The organism is Streptomyces sp. NPDC007205 (assembly GCF_040634095.1).
In the GTDB taxonomy this organism is placed as follows: Bacteria; Actinomycetota; Actinomycetes; order Streptomycetales; family Streptomycetaceae; genus Streptomyces.
The window spans coordinates 761,790-787,940 of sequence record NZ_JBEYEW010000001.1 but is presented as its reverse complement, the minus strand read 5'-3'; the positions used below and the strand labels follow the sequence as shown (position 1 = coordinate 787,940).

The window sequence follows — 26,151 nt, the reverse complement described above, 5'->3', positions numbered from 1 at the left end:
TCCGCCGCCGCACCCCGTACACCGCACGTCATCCATGCACGTACTCATCCGATCCATGCACGTACTCATCCGGCACGATCCGCGGACGGCTTCACAGGGCGACCGCCCCTGGGAGCCGTCCGCGCACAGCATCTGCACACCGGAATCCTGATGGGGGAATTGTGAACAACAGCACCAACCGGCCCGCTCGTAGTGCACCGGCACACGCACTGCCCCGGCGCAGGGTTCTGAAGGTCGCGGGGGCGACCGCGCTCGCCGCGTCGGCGGGAGCGGTCGGCGCGAACCTCGCGTCGGCAAGCGGCTCCTCGGACGACGCCGCTTCGAAGGGCTCGTACGACGCGATCGTCATAGGCGCCGGTTTCGCCGGCGTGACGGCGGCCCGTGAACTGCGGGCCAAGGGTCTGAGGCCGCTGATCCTCGAGGCGCGCGACCGGATCGGCGGGCGCACCTGGACGGCCGACTTCAACGGGGTCGACGTCGAGATGGGCGGCGAGTCCGTCGACGAGAAGCAGCCGTACGCCTGGAACGAGGTCAAGCGTTACAGCACCGAGCTGGCGACGGGCCTGGGGGCGGACCGCTACTACTTCCCCAAGGACGGCGGGTTCGCCCCCGTTCCGACCGCAGATGCCATTCCGCGGCTGAAGAGCCTCTTCAGCCCGATGTTCGACGGATCCAAGGACTACTTCCCGCGCCCGTACGAGCCGCTGTACCGGGCGGACCTGCTGCAGGAGCTCGACAAGCTGTCGATGCGTGACCGCCTCAACCAGCTCAGGCTCTCACCCGAGGACGAGAGCTGGATCAGCGGCGCCACGGGCGGGCTGTCCGGCGGCTCCAGCACGCGCGGGGCGTTCACGATGCTCGCGCAGTCGTGGGCCCTGTCCGGGTACACCTTCGAGGGCTACCTGAGTATCAACACGTACCACCCGAAGCTGGGCACCGGCCAGCTGATCCGGAACATGCTGAAGGACGCGTCGGCCGAGCTGCGGCTCGCGTCGCCGGTCACCAAGATCGAGCAGAGCAACGGCCGGGTGCGCGTCACCATCCGCAGTGGTCAGGTCTTCACGGCGCCGGTCGCCGTCCTGGCCGTGCCGGTCAACGTCTGGAAGACCATCTCGTTCAGTCCGGCGCTGCCCAGCGAGTACCAGAGCGTGTCCAAGGCGGGCATAGGCGTTCCCAACGTCCAGAAGCTCTGGCTGCACGTCAAGGGCAACACCGGCCTGTTCGCGACGAACCCGGCGGAGGGCACCAGGCTCGGCGCGGTCCGCCCGCACGCGGCACTCCCCGACGGCGGCACGCTGATGTTCGGCTTCGCGTACGACCCCACGCTCGACTGCTCGGACCGTGCCGTGGTCCAGAGCGAGCTGCGGAAGATCGTGCCGGAGGCCGAGGTCGTGGCCGTCAAGGCGCAGAGCTGGGCAGCCGATCCGTTCTCCCTGGGCGGCTGGGCGTGCAGGCATCCCGGGACGCTGACCGGCCCGTTCCGCGCGATCCAGCAGCCGCAGGGCAGGATCGCGTTCGCCGGCAGTGACATCGCCAACGGCTGGAGCGGCTACATCGACGGGGCGATCGAGTCGGGCTTCACCGCGGCGAAGCAGGCGGTGGCCATCGCCGCGGGCACGACCGCGGCGGCGGCCCGGTAGCCGCCGGCCTTCTCATCGTCACCGGGCAACCGGTCGCCGACGTGGTCGGCGACCGGTTGCCCGTGTGCCTCCCGCCGCTTTCCCCACTGTGGCCGGGCCCTGGACCGCTCGACGAGATACGGGCCGTCGGTCTCGGCCGAGCAGTACGAACGGGTCCGCGGCTACAGCCGCGGGGCGCCCGCCGGAACCGTCCGGCGGGCGCCCCTGTGCGCGGGAAGCAGCCAGGTCACCTGCGCGCGGCCGTGAGCCCGAGGTGGACCGGCAGCTCCTGGTGGCCGTTGGAGATGAACGACTCCAGGGGCAGCAGTGCGTCGGCCGGCTTGGCCAGGGTGAGACCCGGGAACCGCGCGAACAGCGCCGGCAGGGCGATCTCCGCCTCCAGGCGCGCGAGCGGCGCGCCGACGCAGTGGTGCACGCCGTGGCCGAAGCCGATGTGGTCACGACGGGTGGCGCGCGTGACGTCGAAGCGGTCGGCGTCCTCACCGTGCACGAGCGGGTCCCGGCCGGAGGCGGCAAAGGAGATGATCATCGCGTCGCCCTGGGGGATGGTCACGCCGTCGGCGATCTCGATGTCCTCCACCGCATAGCGCATGGGCAGATTGGCGAAGGGGGCCTCGAGCCGCAGCGTCTCGTCGATCACGTCCTCCCACGATGCCGCGCCGCTCCTGACCAGCTCCAATTGCTCGGGGTGGCTGAGCAGGGTGTAGACGGCCTGGTCGAGCAGGTTGGCGGTGGTCTCGTGCCCGGCGGTGAACATCAGCAGGACGGTGTCGACCAGCTCCTGCTCGGACAGTCCGGCGCCCGCTTCGTCGTCACGGGCCGAGATCAGGGCGCTGACGAGGTCGTCCGCGGGCTCGGCGCGCTTGAGGGCGATCAGCTCGACCAGGAGCTCGTATCCGCGCATCGCGTAGCGGGCCGCGTCCTCCGGCGAGTCCTGGCTGGTCATCCAGGCACCGATGACGCCCAGCAGCTCATCGCGTATCCGGTCGGGAACGCCGAGGAGTTCGGAGATCACCTGAGTGGGCAGGGCATAGGCCAGTTCCATGCGCAGATCGACGGGCTGCCCCTGGCCCTTGGCCTCGATCTCGTCCAGGAGAGCCGCCGTGATCGCCTCGATCCGCGGGCGCAGGGCCTGGGTTCGGCGCGCGGTGAAGGCCTTGGCGACCAGCTTGCGCAGCCGCCGGTGTTCGTCGCCGTAGGCCGTGATCATGTTCCGGTCGGCCATCCACATGGCCATCGACCAGTTCTTGGCCAAGTCCCCCTCACCGTTCTCCCAGGCGGGCCAGTGGCGGTAGGCGTCCCGGGACACTCGGGGATCGGTCAGCAGCCGTTTGATCAGGGCGGTGTCGGTGACCGCCCAGACGACGACGCCTCCCGGCAGTTCCACCTGCGTCGCGGGTCCCCTCTCCCTGAGCAGAGCCGCTTCGCCCTGGATGTCGCGGCCGGCGGGGTCCATGGTGTACGGGCAGGATTGACTGGTCATTGCTGACTCCCACGGGATGAGCGACCTGGATTCCCCGGAAGACGCCGGGGCTCGTCCAGCGTAGGGACGCACCTGTAATCGCCGGCTCACCAGCCGCTCTGCGCCCCCGGCCGACCGCGGTCATGTCGCGGCGAGTTGTGTCCCGAGCGCACGGCAGTGACGATTCTGCAGTGACCCCAGAACCCGTCCGGACACCGGCTGGCCCACTGGCGAGCGCTCCGGCGACCGCAGCCGCAGCGGTGTTTCGATCACGGAGTCCAGCATGGCGAGCGCCGATCCCAACTCGCTGATCTCACCGCTGATGCGGGTGCGCTCCTCGTCCAGAATGGCCCGCAGCTCGGGCCCGTGCACGGCGTGGTCCGCGTGCTCCCCGACCAGCCAGGGCAGCACGTCGGCGATCGTGGCGGTGCTGAGCCCGGCGGCCAGCAGCACGCGGATGCGGCGCACGGTCAGCACATCGGCCTCGCAGTACTCGCGATACCCGCTCGGCCGGCGCAGCGGACGCAGCAGCCCTTGCTCCTCGTAGTAGCGCAGCGCCCGATGGCTGATGCCGGTCCGCCGCGACAGCTCACCGATGCGCATGTGACCTCCACCACACAGGATTGACTCTCGCATCGACGTGAGGGTCTAGCTTTTGAGACATGGTGGATCATCAACTCCCTTATGACGAACGGCCCTTGCCCGTCACCGTGCTGGGGCTCGGTCCGATGGGCCAGGCCCTCGCCGGAGCATTTCTGGACCATGGCCATCCCACAACCGTGTGGAACCGCACGCCGTCCAAGGCGGACTCCCTCGCTGCACGGGGCGCGGTACGCGCGAGTTCGGTCGCCGAGGCGGTCGCGGCGGCACCGCTGACGGTGGTGTGTGTGATCGACTACGCGGCGGTGCACGCGATCGTCGACCCCGCGGTCGGCGCGCTGCAGGACCGTACGCTGGTGAATCTGACCGCCGACTCCCCCGACCAGGCCCGCGCCATGGCCGCGTGGGCCGCAACGCACCGCATCGACTACCTCGACGGCGCCGTCATCACCCCGACCGACACCATCGGCGCGCCGGGCGCCGCGATCCTCTACAGCGGTCCCGAAGACGTGTACGCGCGCCATCGCACGACGCTGGAGGCGCTCGGCGGAACGGGCCTGCACCTCGGGACGGATCCTGGCCGGGCGGCGGCGTTCGACGTGGCTCTGCTGGACATCTTCTGGACCTCCATGAGCGGTGTGGTCCATGCCTTCGCCCTGGCGCGGGCGGAGGGCATCGAGCCCACCGCGCTGGCCCCGCTCGCCCAGGCCGGCATGGGGGCACTGCCGGGCATCGTCGGCGGCTACGCGGAGCGGATCACGTCCGGCGAACACCCTGGCGACCGGTCCAGCATTCGGTCCGCGTCGGCGGGGATGGGGCATGTCGTACACACCGCCCGTGCGCTCGGGATCGACACCGGCGTGCTCGGCGCCGCCTGGGACATCGCGCGCCGTGCGGTGGACGCGGGCCACGGGGGCGAGGGATTTTCCCGGATTTCGGAACTGCTCATGAATGACACGAATCACCTCCCGGTCGGACGTCCTGGGAAATTATCCCAGGTGCCCTGACCCCTCAAGTACTTACTTCAAGGTTCGCGGCGCACACCCGGCGGTCATCGTCCGGTCATCGGCAGACATGGAAACGGCCCCCGGTAGCGAGTGGAATTCACCCGGCACGAGGGCCGTTCCCGTTGTCCGGCACGTCATCAGTTGTTCAGCAGTGTCAGGATGCCGTTCGCCGGTACTTTCCGTCGAAGAACAGCAGCCCGTCCTCACCGGAACCCCGGGACGAGCTCAGCACCGTCCCGATGAAGATCGAGTGGTCTCCGGAGTCGTGCGACTCGGTGAGCTCGCACTCCAGCCAGGCCAGCGCCCCGTGCAGGAGCGGAGCTCCCGTGCGGGGACCCGGCCGCCAGTCGACCGTGTCGAACTGGGCGGGTCCCAGGGGACGTTCCTTGTCTGCGAAGTACCGTGCCAGTGGCTCCTGGTCCGCCCCCATGATCGACACGGCGAAACGCCGCTCGGACGAGACGGACGTGTGCATCACGGCACTGTGGGACACACAGCAAAGCAGAAGTGGCGGCTCCAGGGATACCGAACTGAACGCGTTGGCCGTCATGCCATGGATGTGCTCACCGCCGACGGTGAGCACGATGACACCGGTCGCGAACCGGGACATCACCTCGCGCATCGAGGCGGGCGCAAGAGTTGGCGTCATTCGCCCGTTGCTGGACATGCGGCCAACGTATCCACGCCCCGGGCCGGACTGCCCATCGCAAGGTCATGCATCGCTAACCGAACCCGCCCGCCCTCGTCTCGCTTACCGCTCCATGACCGCACACTGGCACGCGAATTCACGCGCGCCCCCTATGGTCGGCCCATGGCCTCACAGACTTCTGAGCTCGAACTCGCCGATCCGATGATGCTGCAGTGGCTGTCCATGCTCGGCGTCGACGTCGAGTACGTGCAGGGCGAGGGAAACACGCTCCACTACATCGACGACAAGGGCGAGCGGATATCCGTTCTCGACTACGCGGGCGGCTACGGCGCACTCATTCTCGGGCACAACCACCCGGAAATCGTCACGGCCGCCAAGGAATTCCTGGACGCCCGCACGCCGGTGCTGGCACAGGCGTCCCGGCAGCCCGCGGCGAGCAGTGTCGCCACGACTCTCAACACCATCCTGCACCGTGAATTCGGCGTCGACGAGCCCTATTTCGCGGTGTTCTCGAACAGCGGCGCAGAGTCCGTCGAAGTGGCGCTCAAACACGCCGAGTTCGACCGGATCCTGAAGATCCAGGCGCTCGTCCAGGAGATCTCCGCGCACGTCGACGCCGCGCGCGCCGCGGTCCAGGACGGCACCGCGAAGGTCGCGGAGTCGGCGTACGTCGTGCTGGGGATCGCCGCGGCCGACCGTTCGAGCGACGTCCGCGGCTTCGAGCGGCTGGCCGCCGGCCTCCAGCGGGAGAACGCGCAGCGCACGGCCCGGCCCCCGCTGTTCCTCACGCTGGAGGGCTCCTTCCACGGCAAGCTGGTCGGAAGCGTCCAGCTGACACACAACGCCTCGTTCCGTACGCCGTTCACGGCGATGGCCCCGCAGGCCCGGTTCATTCCCTTCGACCAGCCCGAAGCCCTCGCCAAGGTCTTCGAGGAGCAGCGGGGCACCGTCTTCGACATGGTCGTGGAGGCCGGCGAGATCAAGGTCGTGAAGCGGGACTTCCCGGTGTTCGGCGCGTTCGTCTTCGAGGTGATCCAGGGCGAGGGCGGCATCAAGGTGGTCGACCGGGAACTCGCCGCCGAGATCGAGCGGGCCTGCGCGACGGCCGGCTGCCCGATCGTGATCGACGAGATCCAGAGCGGCATGGGCCGCACCGGCGCCTTCTTCGCCAGCTCCCTCATCGGGCTGCGGGCGGACTACTACACCCTCGCCAAGAGCCTGGGCGGTGGCATCGCCAAGACGGCCGTGACCCTCGTACGCGGCAGTCGGTTCCGCCCCGAATTCGACCTGGTGCACAGCTCGACGTTCGCCAAGGACACCTTCTCCTCCACGCTTGCCCTCAAGGTGCTGGAACTCCTCGAGGCTGAGGACGGCCGGGCATACCGGCTGGCGCGGGAATGGGGCGAGCGGCTGACCGCCCTGTTCCGGGCGCTGCGCGAGGAATTCCCCGATGTCGTCAAGGACGTGCGGGGGAAGGGGCTGATGCTGGGACTGGAATTCCATGACCAGTCCGGATCGAGCGTGGCGGGAATCCGGGACGCAGCCGTCACCGACACCTTCGGCTATGTCATCTCCGGCTATCTGTTCCGCGCCCACCGGATCCGGACGTTCCCGACCGCCAGCGCCGTGAACACCCTGCGGTTCGAGCCGTCGGTGCTGCTGACCGAGGCCGAGGTGGACCGGCTCGCCGTGGCCCTGCGGGAGCTCTGCGAGATCCTGCGGGACCAGGACGAGCAGCGGTTCTCCGGTTCGTGACAGGGGGGCAGGTCATGCGTGGCGCATGGTTCCGGCGGTTCGGCACGGCCGACGCCGGGGCGCGGCGGCTGTTCTGCTTCCCGCACGCGGGCGGTGCGGCGAGCGCGTACCTCCGCCTGTCACAGGCGCTGCCACCGGCGGTGGAGGTGCTGTCCGCGCAGTACCCCGGGCGGCAGGACCGCCGGCTGGAGCCGGGGGTCGAGGACATCGGTGTGCTGGCCGATCTGCTCGCGGAGCAGGTGCGGCGGGAGAGCGGTGGGCGGCCGTACGCCTTCTTCGGACACAGCATGGGGGCGGTCGTCGCGTACGAGACGGCGCGTCGGCTGAGGAGAAAGGCGGGTTCTGGACCCTTCCATCTCTTTGTGTCGGGGCGCAGCGCACCGTCCACCGGCCCGCGTCGCAGCGACCAGTTGCTCGGGGACGCCCAGCTGCGCGCCGAGATCCGCAGGCTCGGCGGCACGGGCAGCCGGGTGCTCGACGATCCGGAGCTGATGGAGATGATCATGCCCGCGCTGCGTGCCGACTACCGGGCGCTCGCAGGCTACGCGTGGGAGCCGGGGCAGCCGTTGGACTGTCCGCTGACCGTGCTCGTCGGTGACGCGGATCCGGTCGTCACCGTCGAGGAGGCGGCCGCCTGGGAGGGCCTGTCCACGGCTTCGACCGCGGTACGCGTCTTCACCGGCGGTCACTTCTATCTCGACGACCGTACGCAGGACGTCGCCGAGGCGATCGTGTCCCGTCTGGGCGCCGGGGCGCGCGGCGAGTCGGCTGCCTGAGAGGCCGGAAACACCTGGTCCGAGTCACCCCCAGGGGGAGGACTCGGACCAGGTGACAACGTTTCCATCGACTGCTGCTACGGCCTTGCTAGATCCGCCCGGTGCCGGAAGAGAGCAGCGGGCCTCCCGAGGTCACACAACGGGAGCTGTGGTTCGCGGTGAAGAACCGCCCCGGTGCGCTCATGCTCAGCAGATTGCGGACGTACGTGCGCCGCTCGTCGGGCCGGTCACCCGCCGTGGCACACAACCGCTTGCGGAACCAGCGCGTCAGTCCCTTCTGTTCGCTGGGTGCGGGCGACAGCATGAAGTCGATCAGCTCGTCCACCGCGGCGTCCGAGAGCGCTTCCAGGGTGATCGTGGTGACATGACGCTTGCCTCCGCCCCACTCGGGCCGGCGCTCCAGCAGCTCCGGCCGGGCCGAGGCCACCACGAACACCGGCACCCGTGACAGATCGGCGAAGCCCGAGACGAAGTCCAGCAGACTGTCGTCGGCCCGGTGCAGATCGTCGACGACGAGGACGAGCGGCTTGTCGAGCGTGTTGCGGTCCAGGAACTGCTGCCAGGCGATCAGCTCCAGTTCCGGGTCGTGCAGGGCCAGTTCTCCCGCCTCGGGGTCGATGTACGGGGCGAGGCACTCCAGCAGCCGGCCCACCCGGGCCTCGTCGTCGACGAGCCGCCGCAGTGTGCCGACGAGCTTGTCCATCGCGGCCCGGGTCGAATCGCCCGGCTGGATCGAGCAGATGGCGCTGACCAGCTCACGCTGCACCGCGTGCACGGGGCTCAGGTCGGTCACGGCAGTGGACGACACCCGGACGCCCCCGGAGAGCTCGCGGAACCGGGCCAGATACGACCGGTCGCTGTTCTGACGCTCGAACTCGGTGAGGAAGCGCGTCTTGCCGGTGCCCGCGTCACCGAGGACGGTCACCAGGTGGGTGGTGGACCGGTGCCGGGTCCGCTCCACCAGACCGTGCAGCAGCTCCAGTTCGAACTCCCGCTCCACGGTGGGCATCGAGTCGTGTCCCATGCTCTCCTTGCTGACGTCCTGGACGGTCCACTCGCCGAGGTCGTCGCTGCGGGCGTAGGCGACCGAGGGCTCGGTGGCCCTGCGGGTGACGTCGCAGGCCCGTATCTCGCCCGCGCCGGCGTGCGAGAGCAGCGCGTGGCCCCGGTCGAACAGCGTCCCGGTGATGGACAGCGTGTCGCCGTCGGGCTGGTAGCGCACCAGCGCCTCTCCGGTGACGATGGCGGCGTGGAAGGAGAGGCCCTTGGCCAAGGATGGCGTGCGGGCGAGGGCACCGGAGCCCGCGCGGAGTTCTTCGCGGATGGTCACGGACGCCAGCACCGCGCGCTCGGCGGCGTCCTCGCACTCTCCGTGGGCTCCGAACAGCGCCATCGACACGGATCCGATGCTCGCGCTGACGGTCCCTCCGAAGTGCTCGATGCTCTCCCGGATCCGGTGGGCGACGTCCTCGAGCGTCTCGTCGATACGCAGGGGGTCGATGTCGGCCGCCTCCGGGCCGAGTTGGGTGCGCACCAGCAGGGCGCTGACGGACTTGCGCCGCCCGTTCCCGGTGACGGAGCGTGGCTCCACGGTCAACTCACGGTGTGGTAACGGTTCGTGAGAGCGTGCTACCGCCTCGTGCTGCTCGGCGATAGCGTGAGCCATGCCACCCGGGTCGTACACAGAGGTGGCATCGCCGACCTGTCCGCTCCTGAGCCCGGCTTCACGTACGTCGGCCGGCCCTTCGGGCCTGACGGCCGGGTGCGGCTCGGCGGAGGCCCGCGTCTCGGACGTGGAGGCCTTCGTGAAGGGCGTTTCTGCCACGGCGGGAGTCCGGTCGGTGGGTGGCGCCTGAGGTGCGCGGGGTGCGCTGTCACGTACGACCGCCGTTTCCCCGTGCCCCGCTCCCCTGGGCGGGATCAGGGACGGGTCGTGCGCGAGGATCGCTTGCTGCAACAGCTGGAGATCCCGGCCGGGCTCAAGGCCGAGTTCCTCCACCAGTGCGGTACGCACCCGGCTGTAGACGCTGAGCGCGTCCGCCTGCCGTCCGCTGCGGTAGAGCGCGAGCATCAGCTGGCCGGAGGACCGCTCCCGCAGGGCCATGCTCTCCACCATGGCCTCCAGCTCGCCGAGCACCGCGAGATGGCGTCCGCAGGCCAGCTCCGCCTCGAAGTAGTCCTCCATGGCGTCCCATTGGGCGTTCTGCGCGGCGGACAGCTCGGGCCAGTTGATGCCCGCCTCCACCAGGTCGGCGAGGACGGGACCGCGCCAGAGGGAGAGCGCGCCCTTGAGGAGCCGTGCGGCCTGTTCCGGCTCACCAGCCGCGAGTTCGTCCCGCCCGGCGTCCACCTGACGCTGGAAGCGGAACAGATCGATGTCGTTGGCGTCGACACTCAGCTTGTAGCCGGGCGCCTGGGTCACCAGAGCGGCGTCCGTCGACTCCCCCCTGGTCAGTACACGCCGTAGCCCCCAGACGGCGTTCTGCAGTATCTTCCGCGCGGAGATGGGGGCGTCGTCGACGGACCACAGCGCGTTCAGCAGTTGACTGGTCGCCACCACGCGGTTCGCCTGCAGCAGCAGATAACCGAGAGTCGCTCTTTGCTTGGTCCCGCCTAGCGCCAGGGAGCAGCGGTCGTCGAACACTTCCATAGGCCCCAAGATCTGAAATTGCACAGCTTCCCCCTAGTGCGGTACAGAATCATGCAACCATAACATTCGGCATGAATTGGGTAGAAGTGAGGGAAATGTCGGAGATGACGCAATTAAGGACGCCATAAAGAGAGATGTGATCAGTCCACGAAGGACGAACGGGATCCCCTCGCATCCGCTCCCCCCACGGCCTCTCCAGCGCCCCACGCCTCGGCGACATTCCCGACCGGCCCTCAGGTATGGGCCAACTTCAGGGTAAGTACTGACTTTGAGGAAAGCAATTGGCATGGCCGAAACTCGCCGGGGGTGCGATCGAGCGGACAGCACCCACCCACAGGTAACCCTTGGCTCACCATTGATCCGCAGAATGCCAGGTTACCGGTCCGTGACCGGGGCACGAAGATCCTCTGCGATGCTCTACGACAGCCTTTGCACGGTTCACCGGAGAGTTGGGAGCAGTTACCGCATGAGTGGCAGCCTCGGTTTCGAAATCCCCGAAGACCCCCACCAGCAGAATGATCTCTTCGTCCGCATTTTCAATGAGGGCGACGGGGCGTTGTACGACTCGATGTACACCAGCGACGCGATCTCCAACATCTCCGGCAGCCCGCTCACGGGCGCCGACCGTACGCAGTTCTTCAAGGACTTTCTGGCCCTGGGTCCGAAGATCAAGTCCAGGGTGCTGCAGACCTACACGACCGGCGACACCTCACTGCTCATCGTGGACTACAGCCTGGACATCCCGAGTCCGGACGGCGAGGTCACCCACGTCGACGGGACGTGCACCGACGTTCTGGTCCGGGACGAGAACGGCGAGTGGCGCCTCGCGATCGACCGTCCCGTGGCGGACGTTCACGCGGCATAACGCCTTTGCATTTCGTCCTCTCCGCCCCTGTACCGGCGAAGTAATTCCCGCCGGTGCAGGGGCTTCTTGTCGATCCCTCCAGAACACACGGTTACCGCGCCATGAGTAAGTTTTGGAGAGTGCATACGGATCTCCGGGTAAGGTCGCTCCGGCAGCTTGAGATCCAGCACCGCACCGCTGTTGCACCGCACATTCCACGGAAAGGGCGTGCCCATGGATCACATATCCGAGGCCGTGCTGGCGAGCACGGCCGCACCCGACGGCCACATGGCCGAGATTCGCACCCTTCCCGACGCACTGCGGCTGCGCAGCGTGAAGCAGCCCGACGAGACGGCGTATGTGTTTCTGCGCAATGGCGAGGAACCGGAAGAGTCCCTCACCTATCGGGAACTCTACGACGACGCGCGCGTCCGGGCCGCAGCGCTCGAGTCGGCCGGGCTGACCGGAAAGAGCGCGGTGCTGCTCTACCCCTCGGGGCTGGAATTCATCCGCGCCCTCCTCGGCTGCATGTACGCGGGAGTGGCCGGCGCTCCCGTCCAGGTGCCCCGGCGCCGCCAGGGCGTCGAGCGGCTGCGCCGCATCGCCGACGACGCCGGCACGTCCACGGTGCTCACCACGGCGGAGGTCAAGCGCGATCTCGAAGAGCGGTTCGGCGGTCTGCCGGAACTGGCCGGACTGACCCTCCTCGACACCGGGACACTCGCTCCCCCGCCGTCCGACGTCCTCGTCTCGTACGCCCTGCCGGCCGCCCACCCCGACGGCATCGCGCTGCTCCAGTACACCTCCGGTTCCACCGGGGACCCCAAGGGCGTGATGGTCACGCACGCCAACTTCCTGAGCAACGCGGTGGAGACGGACGAGCTGTGGCCGTGTGAGCCGCGGGGGACGTTCGTGTCCTGGCTGCCGCTCTTCCACGACATGGGGATGCTGTTCGGCGTGGTGCTCCCGCTCTGGGCCGGTGTGCCGTCGTACCTCATGGCGCCCGACGCCTTCATCCGCCGACCGGCCCGCTGGCTGGAGGCGATCTCCCGGTTCCGCGGCACCCACGCGGCGGCCCCCAGCTTCGCCTATGAACTCTGCGTCCGGGCCGCCGAGGAGGGCAGGACGGCGGACGTGGGCGACCTCTCCAGCTGGCGGGTCGCCGCCAACGGCGCCGAACCCGTCCGCTGGGGGACCATCCAGGCCTTCGCCACGGCATTCGCTCGGTACGGCTTCGACCCCCGTGCCATGGCACCGGGATACGGACTCGCCGAGAACACGCTCAAGGCCACCGGCAGCCCGCAGGACCGCGAGCCCTCCGCGCTGTGGCTGTCCGCCCGCGCTCTCGGAGAAGACCGCGTCGAGATCGTGGACGAGGTCACCGAAGGGGCAACCCCTGTCGTCAGCAGCGGTGTTCCCGTCCTCGGCACGCGGGTGCGCGCCGTGGACCCGAACACCCTGGAGCCCTGCCCGCCCGGCCGGGTCGGCGAGATCTGGATCAGCGGGCCGTGCGTCGCCGACGGGTATCTCGGCAGGCCCGGCCTGAGCCGGGAGACATTCCGCGCCCGTATCAGGGGCGGTTCGGCCGGGACCGCGGAAGAGACCTATCTGCGCACCGGTGACCTGGGCTTCGTACACCAGGGCGAGCTGTATGTCACGGGGCGGCTCAAGGACGTCATCATCCGCCGGGGCCGCAACTACTACCCGCAGGACATCGAGTTGTCCGCGGAGTCGTCGGTACCCGGGCTGCACCCCAACTGCTCCGTCGCCTTCTCCGTCGACGACGGCACGCAGGAACGGCTCGTGGTGGTCATCGAGGCCGACGGCAGGGTCATGCGGACGCCGGGCGAGCGGAGGCTGCGCGAGCGCGTGCGGGAGGCGATCCGCGAGAACCACCGGCTGGACGCCGACGACATCCTCGTCGTGCGCCGGGGCGCGCTGTCCAAGACCTCCAGCGGCAAGGTGCAGCGCCGGGCCTGCCGACAGCGGTACGAGGACGGCTCGTTGGGTGCCTTCGCCATGGCCTCGGCCGGATCCGAGCAGGTGCAGCGATGACCGCGAAGGCGTTACGCACGGCGCGAGGCCCGGCCGGCTCCCGCATCCTGGGCATCGGCGTCTACCGGCCGACCAGGGTGGTGGACAACGACGAGGTGTCTGCCCGCATCGACTCCTCCGACACCTGGATACGCCGGCGCTCGGGGATCGCCACGCGGCGCTTCGCCGGGGAGGAGGAAACGGTCGTCACCATGGCGGCCGAGGCGTCCGTCAAGGCCCTGGCCCACGCGGGTGTCGACCCGGCGGTCGTGGGCATGGTGCTGCTGGCATCGATGTCCCATCTCGAGCAGGCGCCCGCCGCCGCGCCCCGGGTCGCCCATCTGATCGGCTCGGGCGCCGCCGCGGCCACCGACATCGGCGCCGCCTGCGCCGGATTCTGCTACGCGCTGGCCCTGGCCGACTCCCTCGTACGCTCGGGTTCAGCCGGCCATGTCCTGGTCGTCGGGGCGGAGAAGATGAGCGACATCATCGACCCCGAGGACCGGGGAACGGCATTCCTGTTCGGCGATGGAGCGGGCGCGGTCGTCGTGGGTCCCGCCGAGACGCCCGGTATCGGCCCGGTCGTCTGGGGCTCCGACGGGGAGCGGCACAGGCTCATCGCCCACGACCGGAGCTGGCTGGCCACCCGTGACGGCTCCACTCCCTGGCCGGTGCTGCGCATGGCGGGCCCGGAGGTGTTCCGCTGGGCGACCCGCAGCGTGCCGGAGGTCTCCCGGCAGGCACTCGACGCGGCGGGCATCGACGCCACCGATCTCGCCGCGTTCATCCCTCACCAGGCCAACGCGCGGATCGTGGACTCGGCGGCAAAGGCGCTCGGACTCCCCCCGCATACCGCCGTGGCCAAAGACATCGCCGAGTCCGGCAACACGTCGGCGGCCTCGATTCCGCTCGCCATGGACAGCCTGCTGTCCCACGGCGCCGCGCCGTCCGGCGGCCACGCACTCCTCGTCGGTTTCGGCGCCGGCCTGGTGCACGCGGCCCAGGTGGTGACCCTGCCATGACTGATACCGAAGAATCCGCGCACACCGCACGTACAGGAGAGGCGATGCCGGGCGAAGGCGGCGGTACGACACAGGAGCGGATCGCCGAACTGGCGCGGCGCAGGGCCATTGTGGCCGAGCCGTACGACGCCAGAGCGGTCGAGCGCCAGCGCGCCAAGGGGAAGCTGACCGCACGCGAGCGCGTCGAGGCGCTGCTCGACCCGGGGTCGTTCGTCGAACTGGATGCCCTGGCCCGGCACCGCAGCCACAACTTCGGCATGGAGCGGGAGCGTCCCCTCGGCGACGGCGTGATCACCGGCTACGGCACGGTCGACGGCCGCCAGGTCTGCCTCTTCGCCCAGGACTTCACCGTCTTCGGCGGCTCCCTCGGCGAGGTGTACGGCGAGAAGATCGTCAAGGTGCTCGACTTCGCGATCCGTACGGGCACCCCGATCATCGGCATCAACGACTCGGGCGGTGCGCGCATCCAGGAGGGTGTGGTGTCCCTGGCGCTCTACGCCGAGCTGGTCAAGCGCCATGTGGAGGCATCGGGGGTGGTCCCGCAGATCTCCCTGATGACCGGCCCGTGTGCCGGAGGGGCCGTCTACGCGCCCGCGATCACCGACTTCGTGGTCATGGTCGACGGCATATCCCACATGTTCGTCACCGGCCCCGAGGTGCTGCGCACGGTCACGGGCCAGGCCGTGGACCGGGAGGCACTGGGCGGCGCCCGCAGCCACAACACCGTCTCCGGTAACGCCCATTACCTCGCGCCCGACGAGAAGGACGCGTTCGAGTACGTGCGGCAACTGCTCGGCTATCTGCCGTCGAACAACATGGAGGACCCGCCCGTCTATGCGGGCAGCGGGCAGAAGAACGTCGTCACCGAGGCGGACCTGGCGCTGGACAGCCTGATCCCGGACGATCGCAACCAGCCGTACGACATGCTGCGCCTCGTGCACACCGTGCTCGACGACGGTGAACTGCTGGAGGTCCAGCCGCTGTTCGCCCGCAACATCATCTGCGGGTTCGGCCGTGTCGAGGGCCGCAGCGTGGGCGTCGTCGCCAACCAGCCCACCTTCATGGCGGGCGTGCTCGACATCGACGCCAGCGAGAAGGCGGCCCGCTTCATCCGCATGTGCGACGCATTCCACATCCCGATCCTGACGTTCGTGGACGTTCCGGGATTCATGCCCAGTCTCGAACAGGAGCAGGGCGGGATCATCCGCCGTGGCGCGAAGCTGATCTACGCCTACGCGGAGGCGACCGTCCCCATGGTCACGGTGGTCACCAGGAAGGCGTACGGCGGCGGATACGGCGTCATGGGCTCCAAACACCTGGGCACCGACGTCAACCTCGCCTGGCCGACGGCCGAGATCGCGGTGATGGGCGGCGAGAGCGCGGTGAGCGTGCTGCACAGGCGCACGCTCGAGAAGTCCGGTGACCCGGAGGCCGAGAGAAAGCGGCTGCGCGCGGAGTACGAGAGCGCGCTGTGCAATCCGTACGTCGCGGCCGAGCGCGGCTATGTCGACGTGGTGATCATGCCGCACGAGACCCGGCAGCAAGTGGCGAGCGCCTTGTGGGCGTTGCGCGACAAACGCGTCACCCGGCTGCCCCGCAAGCACGGGAACATCCCCCTGTGAACCCGGCCGCCGGCAGTGAGGTGCACGTGGTCCGCGGGCGTCCGACGCCGGAGGAGCTGGCGGCCGCGCTGGTGGCCCTGCGCGCACTCGCCGCCCAGCGCGCCGGACAGGGCCCCTCGCCCGGCGAGCCGGATGGGCGCCGCCGACGGTACACGTCCGGGCTGCGGGCCCAGCCGACGCAGCGCGGTCCCGGGGTCTGGCGCCGAAGCGCCTGGGGGCAGCCGTAGTCCCCCCGGGCGCAGTCAAGCCACAGCCACGCGAGCCACGGAGCCCGCGATCATCAGGACACGAAGGGAAAAGGATCGTCGTGCGCAAGGTGCTCATCGCCAACCGTGGCGAAATCGCTGTCCGCGTTGCCCGTGCTTGCCGTGATGCCCGGATCGCGAGCGTAGCCGTCTACGCCGACCCGGACCGGGACGCTCTGCATGTCCGCGCGGCCGACGAAGCGTTCGCCCTGGGCGGTGACACCCCGGCCGCCAGCTACCTGGACATCGCCAAGGTGCTGCAGGCCGCCAGGGACTCCGGCGCGGACGCCATCCACCCCGGATACGGCTTCCTCTCGGAGAACGCCGAGTTCGCCCAGGCCGTCATCGACGCCGGCCTGACCTGGATCGGCCCCCCGCCCCAGGCCATCCGCGACCTGGGCGACAAGGTCGCCGCCCGCCGCATCGCCCAACGCGCCGGCGCCCCCCTGGTCGCCGGCACCCCCGACCCCGTCTCCGGCGCCGACGAGGTCGTCGCCTTCGCCGAGCTGCACGGCCTGCCCGTCGCCATCAAGGCCGCCTTCGGCGGCGGCGGACGCGGCCTCAAGGTCGCCCGCACCCTGGAGGAAGTGCCCGAGCTGTACGACTCCGCCGTCCGCGAGGCGGTCGCCGCCTTCGGCCGCGGCGAATGCTTCGTCGAGCGCTATCTCGACAGGCCCCGCCATGTGGAGACCCAGTGCCTGGCCGACTCCCACGGCAACGTCGTGGCCGTCTCCACCCGTGACTGCTCCCTTCAGCGCCGCCACCAGAAGCTGGTGGAGGAGGCCCCGGCGCCGTTCCTGTCCGCGGCGCAGAACGCCCAGCTGTACGCCGCCTCCAAGGCCATCCTCAGGGAGGCCGGCTACGTCGGCGCCGGCACGGTGGAGTTCCTCGTCGGCATGGACGGCACCATCTCCTTCCTCGAGGTCAACACCCGCCTGCAGGTCGAACACCCGGTCACCGAAGAGGTCACCGGCATCGACCTGGTCCGCGAGATGTTCCGCATCGCCGACGGCGAACCCCTCGGATACGACGACCCGCCGGTGCGCGGACACTCCTTCGAGTTCCGCATCAACGGCGAGGACCCCGGCCGCAACTTCCTGCCCGCTCCCGGCACCGTGACCGCCTTCACCCCGCCCACCGGCCCCGGTGTCCGCCTGGACGCCGGTGTCGAGTCCGGCTCCGTGATCGGGCCGGCCTGGGACTCCCTGCTCGCCAAGCTCGTCATCACCGGCACCAGCCGGGAGCAGGCGCTGCAGCGCGCCGCGCGTGCGCTGGCCGAGTTCCAGGTCGAGGGCATGGCCACCGCCCTCCCCTTCCACCGCGCGGTGGTCGCCGATCCGGCCTTCACCGCCGAACCGTTCCGGGTGCACACCCGCTGGATCGAGACCGAGTTCGTCAACGACATCAAGCCGTTCGCCGCGCCCGCCGCCGAGGACACCGAGGACGCGCCGGGCCGCGAGACGGTCGTGGTCGAGGTCGGCGGCAAGCGCCTGGAGGTCTCCCTGCCCTCCTCGCTCGGCATGACTCTGACCCGTACCGGCCCGGCCGGCGGCGCCCGGCCCAGGCGCCGGGCGGCGAGGAAGCCCACCGCCGCCGCTTCCGGCGACACCCTCACCTCCCCCATGCAGGGCACCATCGTCAAGGTCGCCGTCGAGGAGGGCCAGGAAGTCAAGGAAGGCGATCTCGTCGTCGTCCTGGAGGCGATGAAGATGGAACAGCCGCTGAATGCCCACCGCTCCGGCACCATCAAGGGCCTCGACGCCGAAGTCGGCGCCTCCCTCTCCTCCGGCGCCACCATCTGCGAGATCAAGGAGTGAGAGCGGGTCAGGCCGTCCGCGGCGTGCGGCGCGCGGATCGGGATGCCCGCGCCCTCGAAGTCCAAGGACTCCTGGCACACAAGAACGCCTGGCACGGGAAGGGGCTCTCCGTGCCAGGCGTGCAGGGCGGCCCACAGGAGGATGACGGCCGGCCGACCGCGCCCCTTACTCGGGGTTCTTGATGACCTCGATCATTCCGGCGATGGCCTCGTCGCCGTGGCCGTCGGCCACCCGCTTGGCGAGGAACTCCCTGATCGGGATCATGAGGTCGGGCCGGATGCCCTGGGCCTTGCTCGCCTCGACCAGCTTCGCCAGGCCCACCGCGTTGAGGTCGGTGGTGGAGAACGCCGTGCCGTACTGGCCCGCGTCGACCATCTGGGCCGCGCCCTTGACGCTGGGCAGCACCACATGGGTGATCCACGCCTCGGCGTACGGCGCTAGCGCCGCGGCCGGGACCTTCTCGCTGCCGACCAGGGCGTAGCCATGCAGCGCGCTGGCCAGGGAGGACCACAGGATGCCCAGCAGCGCCAGGTCGTAGAGCGAGGCGATGCCCGCGTCGGTCCCGAGGAAGACGCTGTTGCCGCCGAGGACCTTCAGCGTCGACTCGTGGGCCTCGAAGGTGGCCTGCGAGCCGCCGTAGAAGAGCAGCGTCTGCGGCAGCCCGACCGCCGGGGGGACCGTCATGATGTAGCCGTCAAGGTACTCGGCGCCGACCTCGTCGGCCCACTTGGCCGCGTTGCGGGCGTCCGCGGGGACACCGGAGGTGAGGTTGACGATGACCTTGCCGGACAGCGAGTCCTTGACCGGGTCGAGGATCGTGTACAGGGCGTCGTAGTCGACGACACAGATCACCAGGATGTCGCTGGCGGCCACCGCCGCGGCGACGTCGTCCGCGCGCACCGCGCCCTGCTCGACGAGTGCGTCCGCCTTGCCGGCCGAGCGGTTCCACACGGTTGTCCGGTGACCCGCCTTGAGGTACGCACCGGCCAGCGCGGCTCCCATCATGCCCAGACCTAAAACTGATACAGGTGCACGATTCGCATCGGCCACCACAACCACGCTCCTTCTGGCATTTATCTTGGCTTGCATACGGGTGCACCTCGGCAACGGCCGTCATGGTGCCCCCTGTTAAGTACACCCTTGGAAAGCTATACCGATACCTGCGGCCGCTCAAGTACTTACTGCAAAGTACGTACCCGAGCCACCCCGCGCGGTAATCAGCGGGGAATCAAATGCCCCAGGGGGCCTTGATTACCGGAGAATTACCGGGCACGGAGGGAGTTCCATCGCTCTCCCCGACCGGCCCCGATAGAATCGGCGCGGGTTTGCCGGAGGGCGGTCGCCTCCCCCACTCCACGGTGTCGAGGGCGCGGGTCCGCGACCGCGGAGCGATCCGTCTCGGCCATGCACCCCAACCCGAAGGGCCGGATCCAGCCGACCCCGAACCGCAGGCCGCCCCGGTCAACGACCCTGCGTTACCATGGAGTTACACGTGCGACCGGAGTTCGCACGGGCCATGAAGCGCCTTTTGTCAGCTAGCGGAGTGGGAGCATGAGCGTCAGAGTCAGGCCGACGCACTGCGGACTGGACGCCGCGGTCGAAGTCATCAGCGGCAAGTGGAAAGTGGTCATCCTCTGGGCGCTCGCCCAGCAGGACCGGCGCTTCGGGGAGTTGAGGCGGCTCATTCCGGGCGTGAGCGAAAAGGTCCTGTTCCAGCACCTTCGGGAGCTGGAGGCGGACGGTGTGGTCCACCGCGAGACGTACGAGGCTCCCCCGGTGCGCGTGGAGTATTCGCTGACGCCGCGGGGCTTCGCTCTCAACGAGGCTCTCAAGCCACTGGGCGCCTGGGGCCGTGAGTACCTGCCCGAGAAGGCGGAACCGGTGCCCGAGAGCATTTGATCCGCTCTCCCATTCGTGTTCGGAATTCAAGGCCCGGCGTCGCAGATATGCGGCGCCGCTCTCATTGGCAGGTCATTCACAGGTCCCCATCCGGCGAAATGGACCAGGGGTTACCCGGCCGTGACCGTGGCCGGAGTTTGCTCTGCGAGGATCAGGACGGGCTCGCGCGAATCCCCGTGTATGCAAACGACCGAGGAGCCTGAATGGTGACCACTGAAACTGACGTCACATCCGTACTGAAAGCTGTGCGGGACATAGTCCCCAAGCTCCGCGAGAACGGCCTCGAGGCCGAGAACCGGCGTTGGCTGCCCGATGAGAATCTCGAACTCCTGGACAAGGCCGGCGTGTTCCGCATGGCTACCCCTCGCGAGTTCGGCGGCCTCGGTTTCTCCCTGCAGGAACAGTCCAAGGTGCTCGCCGAGATTGCGCGCGGCTGCGCCTCGACCAGCTGGGTTGCCATGGTCTGGGTGTCCAGTGCCTGGATGGTGACGCTCTATCCCGGCGAGCTGCAGGAGGAGATCTTCGCGAAGCCCTCCGTCCGTGTGTCCGGCGGCTTCAGCCCGACCGGCACGCTCACCCCCACCGAGGGCGGCTACACACTCAACGGCAGGTGGGGGTTCAACTCCGGCTGTCACGGCGCGGACTGGAACATGATGCTCGCCTTCGTCGAGCGTCCCGACGGGACCCTGGACGACGCCATCGCCATGGTCCCGATCTCCGAGTTCTCGATCGATGACGACTGGCACGCTTCCTCGCTGGCCGCCACCGGCAGCGCGACGGCAACCGCCGAGGACGTCTTCGTGCCGGCGCACCGGGTGGTCATTCCCTCGGAGGCGGCCGCGGCGATCGAGGCCGGGATCGAACTGCCCCCGCCGCCCGCCGGACGGGGCTACGGCCTCTACAGCTTCCTGTTCTCGCAGGCCGTCTCCACCTTCATCGGCATCGCGCGCGGGGCGTACGAGTTGTTCCTCGAGCGGCTGCCGGGACGCGGCATCAGTTACACGTCCTGGACCGAGCAGAAGGAACACCCCCTCACTCAGATCCAGGTGGCGACCGCGGCCAGCAAGATCGCCGCGGCGGAGGCCCTCGCGGCCGAGATGTACCGGACCCTCCAGGAGCGCGCCGACGCCGGTGAGGAACCGTCGCTCCAGGAGCGGGCCGCCGTACGCGGCCACAGCGCCTACGCGGTCCAGCTCGCCAAGGAGGCGGTGGAGATCCTCTACAACGCGAGCGGCGCCTCGGTCATCAAGCGCGACGTTCCGCTACAGCGGTTCCACCGCGACATCCAGGGGCTGTCGCTGCACGGCTGGATCCTGCTGAGCGCGAACCTCGAGGTCTACGGCCGTGTCATCCTCGGCATGGACCCCGACACCCCGCTGCTCTGAGCCCTCTGCACCGGCCAGGCAGACGCCCCCGCGCCGGAGTCCTCCTCCGGCGCGGGGGCGCCCCCCTGCCTCTACACGTCAGCCGATGGCCTGGGAGGACGGCGATGCCGACGCACGCGGAATGTCGACGGTCTTCCAGATCCGGTCGAGCGCCTCGACGAACTCCCGTACCGCGGTGGCGCTGTGCACGGCGCCGGGAGCGACGCGGAGGATCTCCTCCCCCGCCCGCACGCTCGGCGCGTTGATCGCCTGGACATAGCTGCCGTGGCGGCTGAGCAGGAGCTCGGACGCCTGCTTGCACTTCTTCTCGTCACCCACGAACACGGACACGATGTGTGAGTTGTCCGAGACGAAGGGGATCTCCCGCTCCCTCAGCAGCCCGTGCATCAGCTGGGCGTTGCTCCAGAGCTGGTCGCGCTCCTCCTCCGAGCTCCGCAGGTGGCGCACGGCGGCCAGCGCGCCCGCCGCGATCGCCGGCGGCAGCGAGGTGGTGAAGATGAAGGCCCGCGAGAAACTCCTGACGGCGTCGACGACCGCGGCGGGTCCCGCGATGTAGCCGCCGGCCGTGCCGAATCCCTTGGCGAGGGTGCCCATGATGACGGTGAACTGGTCGGCGATGCCGAGCCGCGCGGCGATACCGGCGCCCTCGGGGCCGTACATGCCCACCGCGTGCACCTCGTCGAGGAAGGTCATCGCTCCATGGCGCTGTGCGATCTCGGCGATCTCGGCGAGCGGTGCGACGTCGCCCGACATGGAGTAGACGGACTCCGCGACGATGAGCTTGGGGCGGGTGGGGTCCGCCCGCGCGATCAGCTCCTCCAGGTGCTTGACGTCGTTGTGGCGGAAGATGTGCTTCTCGGCGCCGCTGTGGCGGAGCCCGTCGATGATGGAGGCGTGGTTCAGCTCGTCGGAGAAGACGACACAGCCCTCCATGCGGCCCGCGAGTACGGTCAGGGCACCGTCGTTCGCGGTGTACCCGGAGCTGAACAGCAGCGCCTCCTCCTTGCCGTGCAGATCCGCCAGCTCATTTTCGAGGAGCACGTGGTAGTGGTTGGTGCCCCCGATGTTGCGGGAACCGCCGGATCCGGCCCCGAATGTGTCGATGGCTTCCTTCATCGCATCCAGCACGAGCGGGTGCTGCCCCATGCCGAGGTAGTCGTTGCTGCACCAGATGCTTATTTCGGAGGAGTCGCTGTCGCTCTTGGTCCGTGCGCTTGCGGCGGGAAATCGTCCGACCAGGCGCCCGATCTCCAGGAACTCTCGTTTACTGTCCGCGAGTTCGGCCATCTGGCGCGAAAAGATCTCCAAGTGCTGAGTCATGACGTCTACTCACTCTCTTCTTGCCGTACGGTATCGGGGGCCGACTGTGCTGAGCTTCTCGTTTTCCCGGAAAGCTATCTCCGTGCCGTCAAGCGCCGGGTAACCCGCAGACCACCGGCGGGGGTCCCGTCCAGCGGCGGGTAACCCGCAGTTCACCGGGTTCAGTTACTGGCGGAAGAGCGAACTCCTCGGCGGCTGCAGTTGAATTCGGTAAACGGCCAGCCTGACGGGAGTCCGCGGTGAGCATGAGGAACGTGGGTCGCAATTACGTCCGTGAGATCCTGAGAGAGCTGTCCGTCAACCCCGGGCGGGTGGCGCTGTGGTGGCAGGGCAAGCCTGTCACCGCCGGCGAGTTCATCTACTCGGTGACGTCCGCCGCACAGATACTGGACCGCCGCCGGAGCGAGCTCGGCGCAGCGAAAGACGGCCGGACGGTCGTCGGCCTGCTGACCGTCACCAACACGCCCGCCACCCTGATCCTGCGGTACGCGGCGAACCTCATCGGCGCGATGGTGGTGCATCTGCAGACCGCCAACGCCGTCGACCCGCTGGACCGCATCAGCACCGACGCCCGCCGCGGGATTCTCGCTGCGACCGGAACGACCCTCCTGGCCACGGACGGGGAACACCTCGTCCTCGCACGGGAGTTGTGCGCCGGGATGACCGATGCGCCGCACCTCGTCGGTCTCGGGGCTCTCGGCGACGACGTGCTCGACCTGACCGACATTCTCGATCTCAACGCGGACGGCGGGGGCGGCCCCGGCGACACACCGGACGTCGAGATCGCGGCGGACGATCCCGCCACCGTGACCTACACCAGCGGAACCACCGGCGCCCCGAAGGGTGTCACCGTCTCCTTCGGCGTACGGCAGACAGCCGTCACGGGGCTGCCCAAGGACGCGCGCACGGTCTATCTGTCCACACTGCCGCTGAGCCACACCAGTGGCGCGGTCGCCGACATGGCGTTGGTCTCCGGGGGCACGGTGGTCCTGCACGAGGGCTTCGACCCGGCCGAGGCCCTGGCGTCGGTCGAGGCCCACCGGGTGTCGCGGATGACGGTCTCTCCCCCGCAGCTGTACATGCTCCTCGACGCGGCGGCTTCCGGCGCTTTCGACCTGTCGAGCCTCAGGACGCTGACGTACTCGGGCTGCCCCGCCTCGCCGACGCGGCTGGCCGAGGCGGTGAAGGTGTTCGGTGACGTGCTCACGCAGACCTACGGGACCACCGAGGTGGGACCCATCAGCGAGCTGGGTCCGGCCGACCACCATGACGCGAGCCTGCTCTCCACAGCCGGGCGCCCGACGGCGGCGGAGGTCCGCATCCGCGACCCGTACGACCACCGCGACCTGCCCCCCGGCGAGGTCGGGGAGGTCTGCGTCCGCTCGCCGTACGCGATGCTCGGCTACTGGGGCGCGCCGGAGCTCAGCGCGCGCACCATCCGTGACGGCTGGCTGTACACCGGCGACCTGGGCTGTCTCGATGAACGCGGGTACATCCACCTCCAGGGGCGGCTGGCCGATGTGATCAAGACCAGGGGTATCAAGGTGCATCCGACGGCCGTCGAGAACGCGTTGCTGGCCCACCCGGACGTGGTTCAGGCGGCTGTGTTCGGCGTCGCGGACGAGGACCAGGTCGAGCATGTCCACGCGGCGGTGGTGCTGCGGGCGGGGGCGGCCACCAGGGCGGACGAGTTGCGCGACCAGGTGAGCCGGGAGCTCTCGGCCAACCACGCGCCGGTGGAGATCAGGTACTGCGACGGAATTCCGCTCGGTCATACCGGCAAGCCCGACAAGGCGGCGCTGCGCGCTGACGCCTGGGGGCGCAGGTGAGCGTCCACATGTCGCTGGCGTACGTGCTCGCCGAGTCCGCCGAACGCCGGCCGGACCATCCGGCGATCGTCTTCGGCCGCGAGAAGCTGCGGTACCGGCAGCTGTGGCACGACGCGAGGCAGTACGCCGCCGTGCTGCGCGCCGAGGGCTACGGGCCCGGTGACCGGATCGCGCTGCTGCTCCCCAACACGCCGCACTTCCCGAAGGCGTACTTCGGCGTGCTCGCGCTGGGTGCGGTGGCGGTGCCCGTGCACGCCCTGCTGAAGGCCGACGAGATCTCCTACGTCCTCGGTGACTCCGAGGCGAAGGCGCTGGTGTGCGCCGAGCCCCTGCTGAACGAGGGCGCCAAGGGCGCTGAAGCGGCCGGGGTGCCGCTGCTGACGGTCATGGAGGAGGTGGGCAGCGGCGGTCGTACCCGTCTCGATGCGCTCGCCCGGGACACCGCACCGCTGGACCGCCTGGTGCCGCGCATGCCGGACGACGTCGCGGTCGTCCTCTACACCTCGGGTACGACGGGCCGGCCCAAGGGGGCGATGCTCACCCATCTCAATCTGGTCATGAACGTCGGCACCACGATGCTGTCCCCGTTCGACCTGGGCCCTGACGACGTACTGCTCGGCTGTCTGCCGTTGTTCCACACGTTCGGGCAGATCTGCGGGATGGCCACCTGCTTCCGGGCGGGCGGGACGCTGGTGCTGACGGAGAGGTTCGACGCCGCGGGCGCGATCGACCTCATGGTGCGGCACGACTGCACGGTGTTCATGGGTGTCCCCACGATGTACATCGCCCTGCTCGCGGCAGTCGGGGACGCCCGGCAGCGCCCCCGTCTGGACCGCGCGTTCTCCGGTGGTTCGGCGCTGCCCGTGACGGTGCTCGAGGAGTTCGAGGAGACCTTCGGCTGCCCGATCTACGAGGGCTACGGCCTCACCGAGACGTCTCCGGTGGTGGCGTACAACCAGAAGGCATGGCCGTGCAGGCCCGGCACGGTGGGCAGACCGATCTGGGGCGTGGACGTGGAGATCGCGAGGGCCGACGTGGAGGGCCGGATCGAGTTCCTCCCGGCGGGTGAGCTGGGCGAGGTCGTCATCCGCGGCCACAACGTGATGGCCGGGTATCTCAACCGGCCGCAGGCGACGGCCGAGGTACTGGTCGACGGCTGGTTCCGCTCGGGTGACCTCGGTGTGAAGGACGTCGACGGCTATCTGTCCCTCGTCGACCGGAAGAAGGACATGGTGGTCCGCGGCGGGTACAACGTGTATCCGCGCGAGGTGGAGGAGGTGCTGATGCGGCATCCGGAGATCGCGCAGGTCGCCGTCATCGGCGTGCCGCACGACCGGCACGGCGAAGAGGTCTGCGCGGTGGTGTCCGTGCGGCCCGGGGCGGTGCCCGGCGCGGCACTGGCCGGGGAGATCGTGGCCTGGAGCAAGGAGAGACTGGCCGCGTACAAGTATCCGCGGGTGGTGGAGTTCGTCGACGCCTTCCCGCTCGGCCCCAGTGGCAAGGTCCTCAAACGCGAGCTGGCGGCGCGGTTCGGCCGCTGACGACGACGCGGACGGTGACGGCACCGGGGCGGCTCGGGCTCCGGCGCCTCGGGA

Annotated in this window: 20 protein-coding genes; 14 read left to right on the top strand and 6 right to left on the bottom strand. The window is 69.3% G+C overall.

The features are described from left to right. Positions 1-161: 161 nt before the first annotated feature. The gene (locus ABZ624_RS03525; protein ID WP_360082087.1) at positions 162-1,640 is read left to right on the top strand and encodes an NAD(P)/FAD-dependent oxidoreductase; all 1,479 of its coding nucleotides are present in this window, start codon (positions 162-164) and stop codon (positions 1,638-1,640) included. A gap of 226 nt (positions 1,641-1,866) precedes the next feature. On the opposite strand, the gene ABZ624_RS03520 is transcribed toward ABZ624_RS03525, so the two are convergent. Together ABZ624_RS03520 and ABZ624_RS03515 are read right to left on the bottom strand one after the other, a co-directional pair. Further along, on the bottom strand, positions 1,867-3,123 hold the full coding sequence (locus ABZ624_RS03520; protein ID WP_360082085.1) for a cytochrome P450: 1,257 nt from the start codon (positions 3,121-3,123) through the stop codon (positions 1,867-1,869). Between the two features lie 120 nt (positions 3,124-3,243). Continuing rightward, entirely contained in the window at positions 3,244-3,705 is a 462-nt protein-coding gene (locus ABZ624_RS03515) for a MerR family transcriptional regulator (protein ID WP_360082082.1), read from the bottom strand. Positions 3,706-3,764: 59 nt separating this feature from the next. Between ABZ624_RS03515 and ABZ624_RS03510 the strand changes: the two genes are divergently transcribed. Continuing rightward, the gene (locus tag ABZ624_RS03510) at positions 3,765-4,709 is read left to right on the top strand and encodes an NAD(P)-binding domain-containing protein (RefSeq protein ID WP_360082080.1); all 945 of its coding nucleotides are present in this window, start codon (positions 3,765-3,767) and stop codon (positions 4,707-4,709) included. Between the two features lie 154 nt (positions 4,710-4,863). Here the strand turns inward: ABZ624_RS03510 and ABZ624_RS03505 are convergent, their stop codons facing one another. After that, the gene (locus ABZ624_RS03505) at positions 4,864-5,358 is read right to left on the bottom strand and encodes a flavin reductase family protein (RefSeq protein ID WP_360082078.1); all 495 of its coding nucleotides are present in this window, start codon (positions 5,356-5,358) and stop codon (positions 4,864-4,866) included. A 162-nt stretch (positions 5,359-5,520) separates the two neighbouring features. Here ABZ624_RS03505 and ABZ624_RS03500 point away from each other — a divergent pair, with 162 nt between their 5' ends. Beyond that, on the top strand, positions 5,521-7,113 hold the full coding sequence (locus ABZ624_RS03500) for an aminotransferase class III-fold pyridoxal phosphate-dependent enzyme (protein ID WP_360082076.1): 1,593 nt from the start codon (positions 5,521-5,523) through the stop codon (positions 7,111-7,113). A gap of 14 nt (positions 7,114-7,127) precedes the next feature. Continuing rightward, positions 7,128-7,889: an alpha/beta fold hydrolase gene (locus tag ABZ624_RS03495; protein WP_360082074.1), complete on the top strand. Its 762-nt coding sequence runs from the start codon at positions 7,128-7,130 to the stop codon at positions 7,887-7,889. Between the two features lie 88 nt (positions 7,890-7,977). Here the strand turns inward: ABZ624_RS03495 and ABZ624_RS03490 are convergent, their stop codons facing one another. Next, positions 7,978-10,539 (bottom strand): BTAD domain-containing putative transcriptional regulator, encoded by a 2,562-nt coding sequence (locus ABZ624_RS03490; RefSeq protein ID WP_360082072.1) that lies wholly within the window; start codon positions 10,537-10,539, stop codon positions 7,978-7,980. 466 nt (positions 10,540-11,005) lie between these two features. Here ABZ624_RS03490 and ABZ624_RS03485 point away from each other — a divergent pair, with 466 nt between their 5' ends. The 6 genes from ABZ624_RS03485 (at position 11,006) to ABZ624_RS03460 (ending at position 18,123) form a co-directional block, all read left to right on the top strand. After that, on the top strand, positions 11,006-11,404 hold the full coding sequence (locus tag ABZ624_RS03485) for a nuclear transport factor 2 family protein (RefSeq protein ID WP_360082070.1): 399 nt from the start codon (positions 11,006-11,008) through the stop codon (positions 11,402-11,404). A gap of 213 nt (positions 11,405-11,617) precedes the next feature. Then, the gene (locus ABZ624_RS03480) at positions 11,618-13,438 is read left to right on the top strand and encodes a fatty acyl-AMP ligase (RefSeq protein WP_360082068.1); all 1,821 of its coding nucleotides are present in this window, start codon (positions 11,618-11,620) and stop codon (positions 13,436-13,438) included. Beyond that, positions 13,435-14,439 (top strand): beta-ketoacyl-ACP synthase III, encoded by a 1,005-nt coding sequence (locus ABZ624_RS03475; protein ID WP_360082066.1) that lies wholly within the window; start codon positions 13,435-13,437, stop codon positions 14,437-14,439. Before ABZ624_RS03480 ends, ABZ624_RS03475 begins: the two co-directional genes overlap by 4 nt. Before the next feature lie 44 nt (positions 14,440-14,483). After that, complete coding sequence (locus ABZ624_RS03470; protein WP_360082064.1) at positions 14,484-16,061, top strand: acyl-CoA carboxylase subunit beta; 1,578 nt, start codon at positions 14,484-14,486, stop codon at positions 16,059-16,061. Next, the gene (locus ABZ624_RS03465; RefSeq protein WP_360082062.1) at positions 16,058-16,288 is read left to right on the top strand and encodes an acyl-CoA carboxylase epsilon subunit; all 231 of its coding nucleotides are present in this window, start codon (positions 16,058-16,060) and stop codon (positions 16,286-16,288) included. Before ABZ624_RS03470 ends, ABZ624_RS03465 begins: the two co-directional genes overlap by 4 nt. A gap of 80 nt (positions 16,289-16,368) precedes the next feature. Then, positions 16,369-18,123, top strand: a complete 1,755-nt coding sequence (locus ABZ624_RS03460) for a biotin carboxylase N-terminal domain-containing protein (RefSeq protein WP_360082060.1) — start codon at positions 16,369-16,371, stop codon at positions 18,121-18,123. Between the two features lie 165 nt (positions 18,124-18,288). Here the strand turns inward: ABZ624_RS03460 and ABZ624_RS03455 are convergent, their stop codons facing one another. Continuing rightward, positions 18,289-19,212: an NAD(P)-binding domain-containing protein gene (locus tag ABZ624_RS03455; protein WP_360082058.1), complete on the bottom strand. Its 924-nt coding sequence runs from the start codon at positions 19,210-19,212 to the stop codon at positions 18,289-18,291. A gap of 462 nt (positions 19,213-19,674) precedes the next feature. Here ABZ624_RS03455 and ABZ624_RS03450 point away from each other — a divergent pair, with 462 nt between their 5' ends. Both ABZ624_RS03450 and ABZ624_RS03445 read left to right on the top strand, forming a co-directional pair. Continuing rightward, positions 19,675-20,022 (top strand): helix-turn-helix domain-containing protein, encoded by a 348-nt coding sequence (locus ABZ624_RS03450; RefSeq protein ID WP_351248982.1) that lies wholly within the window; start codon positions 19,675-19,677, stop codon positions 20,020-20,022. Positions 20,023-20,267: 245 nt separating this feature from the next. Continuing rightward, positions 20,268-21,407 (top strand): acyl-CoA dehydrogenase family protein, encoded by a 1,140-nt coding sequence (locus ABZ624_RS03445; protein ID WP_360082056.1) that lies wholly within the window; start codon positions 20,268-20,270, stop codon positions 21,405-21,407. A 78-nt stretch (positions 21,408-21,485) separates the two neighbouring features. Here the strand turns inward: ABZ624_RS03445 and hemA are convergent, their stop codons facing one another. Then, complete coding sequence (gene hemA, locus ABZ624_RS03440; RefSeq protein ID WP_360082054.1) at positions 21,486-22,727, bottom strand: 5-aminolevulinate synthase; 1,242 nt, start codon at positions 22,725-22,727, stop codon at positions 21,486-21,488. A gap of 245 nt (positions 22,728-22,972) precedes the next feature. On the opposite strand from hemA, the gene ABZ624_RS03435 reads away from it, so the two are divergent. Beyond that, on the top strand, positions 22,973-24,556 hold the full coding sequence (locus ABZ624_RS03435; RefSeq protein ID WP_360082052.1) for an AMP-binding protein: 1,584 nt from the start codon (positions 22,973-22,975) through the stop codon (positions 24,554-24,556). 8 nt (positions 24,557-24,564) lie between these two features. After that, positions 24,565-26,097, top strand: a complete 1,533-nt coding sequence (locus tag ABZ624_RS03430; RefSeq protein WP_360082050.1) for a long-chain fatty acid--CoA ligase — start codon at positions 24,565-24,567, stop codon at positions 26,095-26,097. Positions 26,098-26,151: the final 54 nt, after the last annotated feature.

Coding starts and splice junctions, on each gene's coding strand:
- ABZ624_RS03505 (WP_360082078.1), bottom strand. CDS start 5,358: ATGACGCCAACTCTTGCGCCCGCCTCGATGCGCGAGGTGATGTCCCGG.
- hemA (WP_360082054.1), bottom strand. CDS start 22,727: ATGACTCAGCACTTGGAGATCTTTTCGCGCCAGATGGCCGAACTCGCG.
- ABZ624_RS03495 (WP_360082074.1), top strand. CDS start 7,128: ATGCGTGGCGCATGGTTCCGGCGGTTCGGCACGGCCGACGCCGGGGCG.
- ABZ624_RS03435 (WP_360082052.1), top strand. CDS start 22,973: ATGAGGAACGTGGGTCGCAATTACGTCCGTGAGATCCTGAGAGAGCTG.
- ABZ624_RS03430 (WP_360082050.1), top strand. CDS start 24,565: ATGTCGCTGGCGTACGTGCTCGCCGAGTCCGCCGAACGCCGGCCGGAC.
- ABZ624_RS03510 (WP_360082080.1), top strand. CDS start 3,765: ATGGTGGATCATCAACTCCCTTATGACGAACGGCCCTTGCCCGTCACC.
- ABZ624_RS03450 (WP_351248982.1), top strand. CDS start 19,675: ATGAGCGTCAGAGTCAGGCCGACGCACTGCGGACTGGACGCCGCGGTC.
- ABZ624_RS03485 (WP_360082070.1), top strand. CDS start 11,006: ATGAGTGGCAGCCTCGGTTTCGAAATCCCCGAAGACCCCCACCAGCAG.
- ABZ624_RS03480 (WP_360082068.1), top strand. CDS start 11,618: ATGGATCACATATCCGAGGCCGTGCTGGCGAGCACGGCCGCACCCGAC.
- ABZ624_RS03520 (WP_360082085.1), bottom strand. CDS start 3,123: ATGACCAGTCAATCCTGCCCGTACACCATGGACCCCGCCGGCCGCGAC.
- ABZ624_RS03455 (WP_360082058.1), bottom strand. CDS start 19,212: ATGCAAGCCAAGATAAATGCCAGAAGGAGCGTGGTTGTGGTGGCCGAT.
- ABZ624_RS03490 (WP_360082072.1), bottom strand. CDS start 10,539: ATGGAAGTGTTCGACGACCGCTGCTCCCTGGCGCTAGGCGGGACCAAG.
- ABZ624_RS03475 (WP_360082066.1), top strand. CDS start 13,435: ATGACCGCGAAGGCGTTACGCACGGCGCGAGGCCCGGCCGGCTCCCGC.
- ABZ624_RS03500 (WP_360082076.1), top strand. CDS start 5,521: ATGGCCTCACAGACTTCTGAGCTCGAACTCGCCGATCCGATGATGCTG.
- ABZ624_RS03470 (WP_360082064.1), top strand. CDS start 14,484: ATGCCGGGCGAAGGCGGCGGTACGACACAGGAGCGGATCGCCGAACTG.
- ABZ624_RS03515 (WP_360082082.1), bottom strand. CDS start 3,705: ATGCGCATCGGTGAGCTGTCGCGGCGGACCGGCATCAGCCATCGGGCG.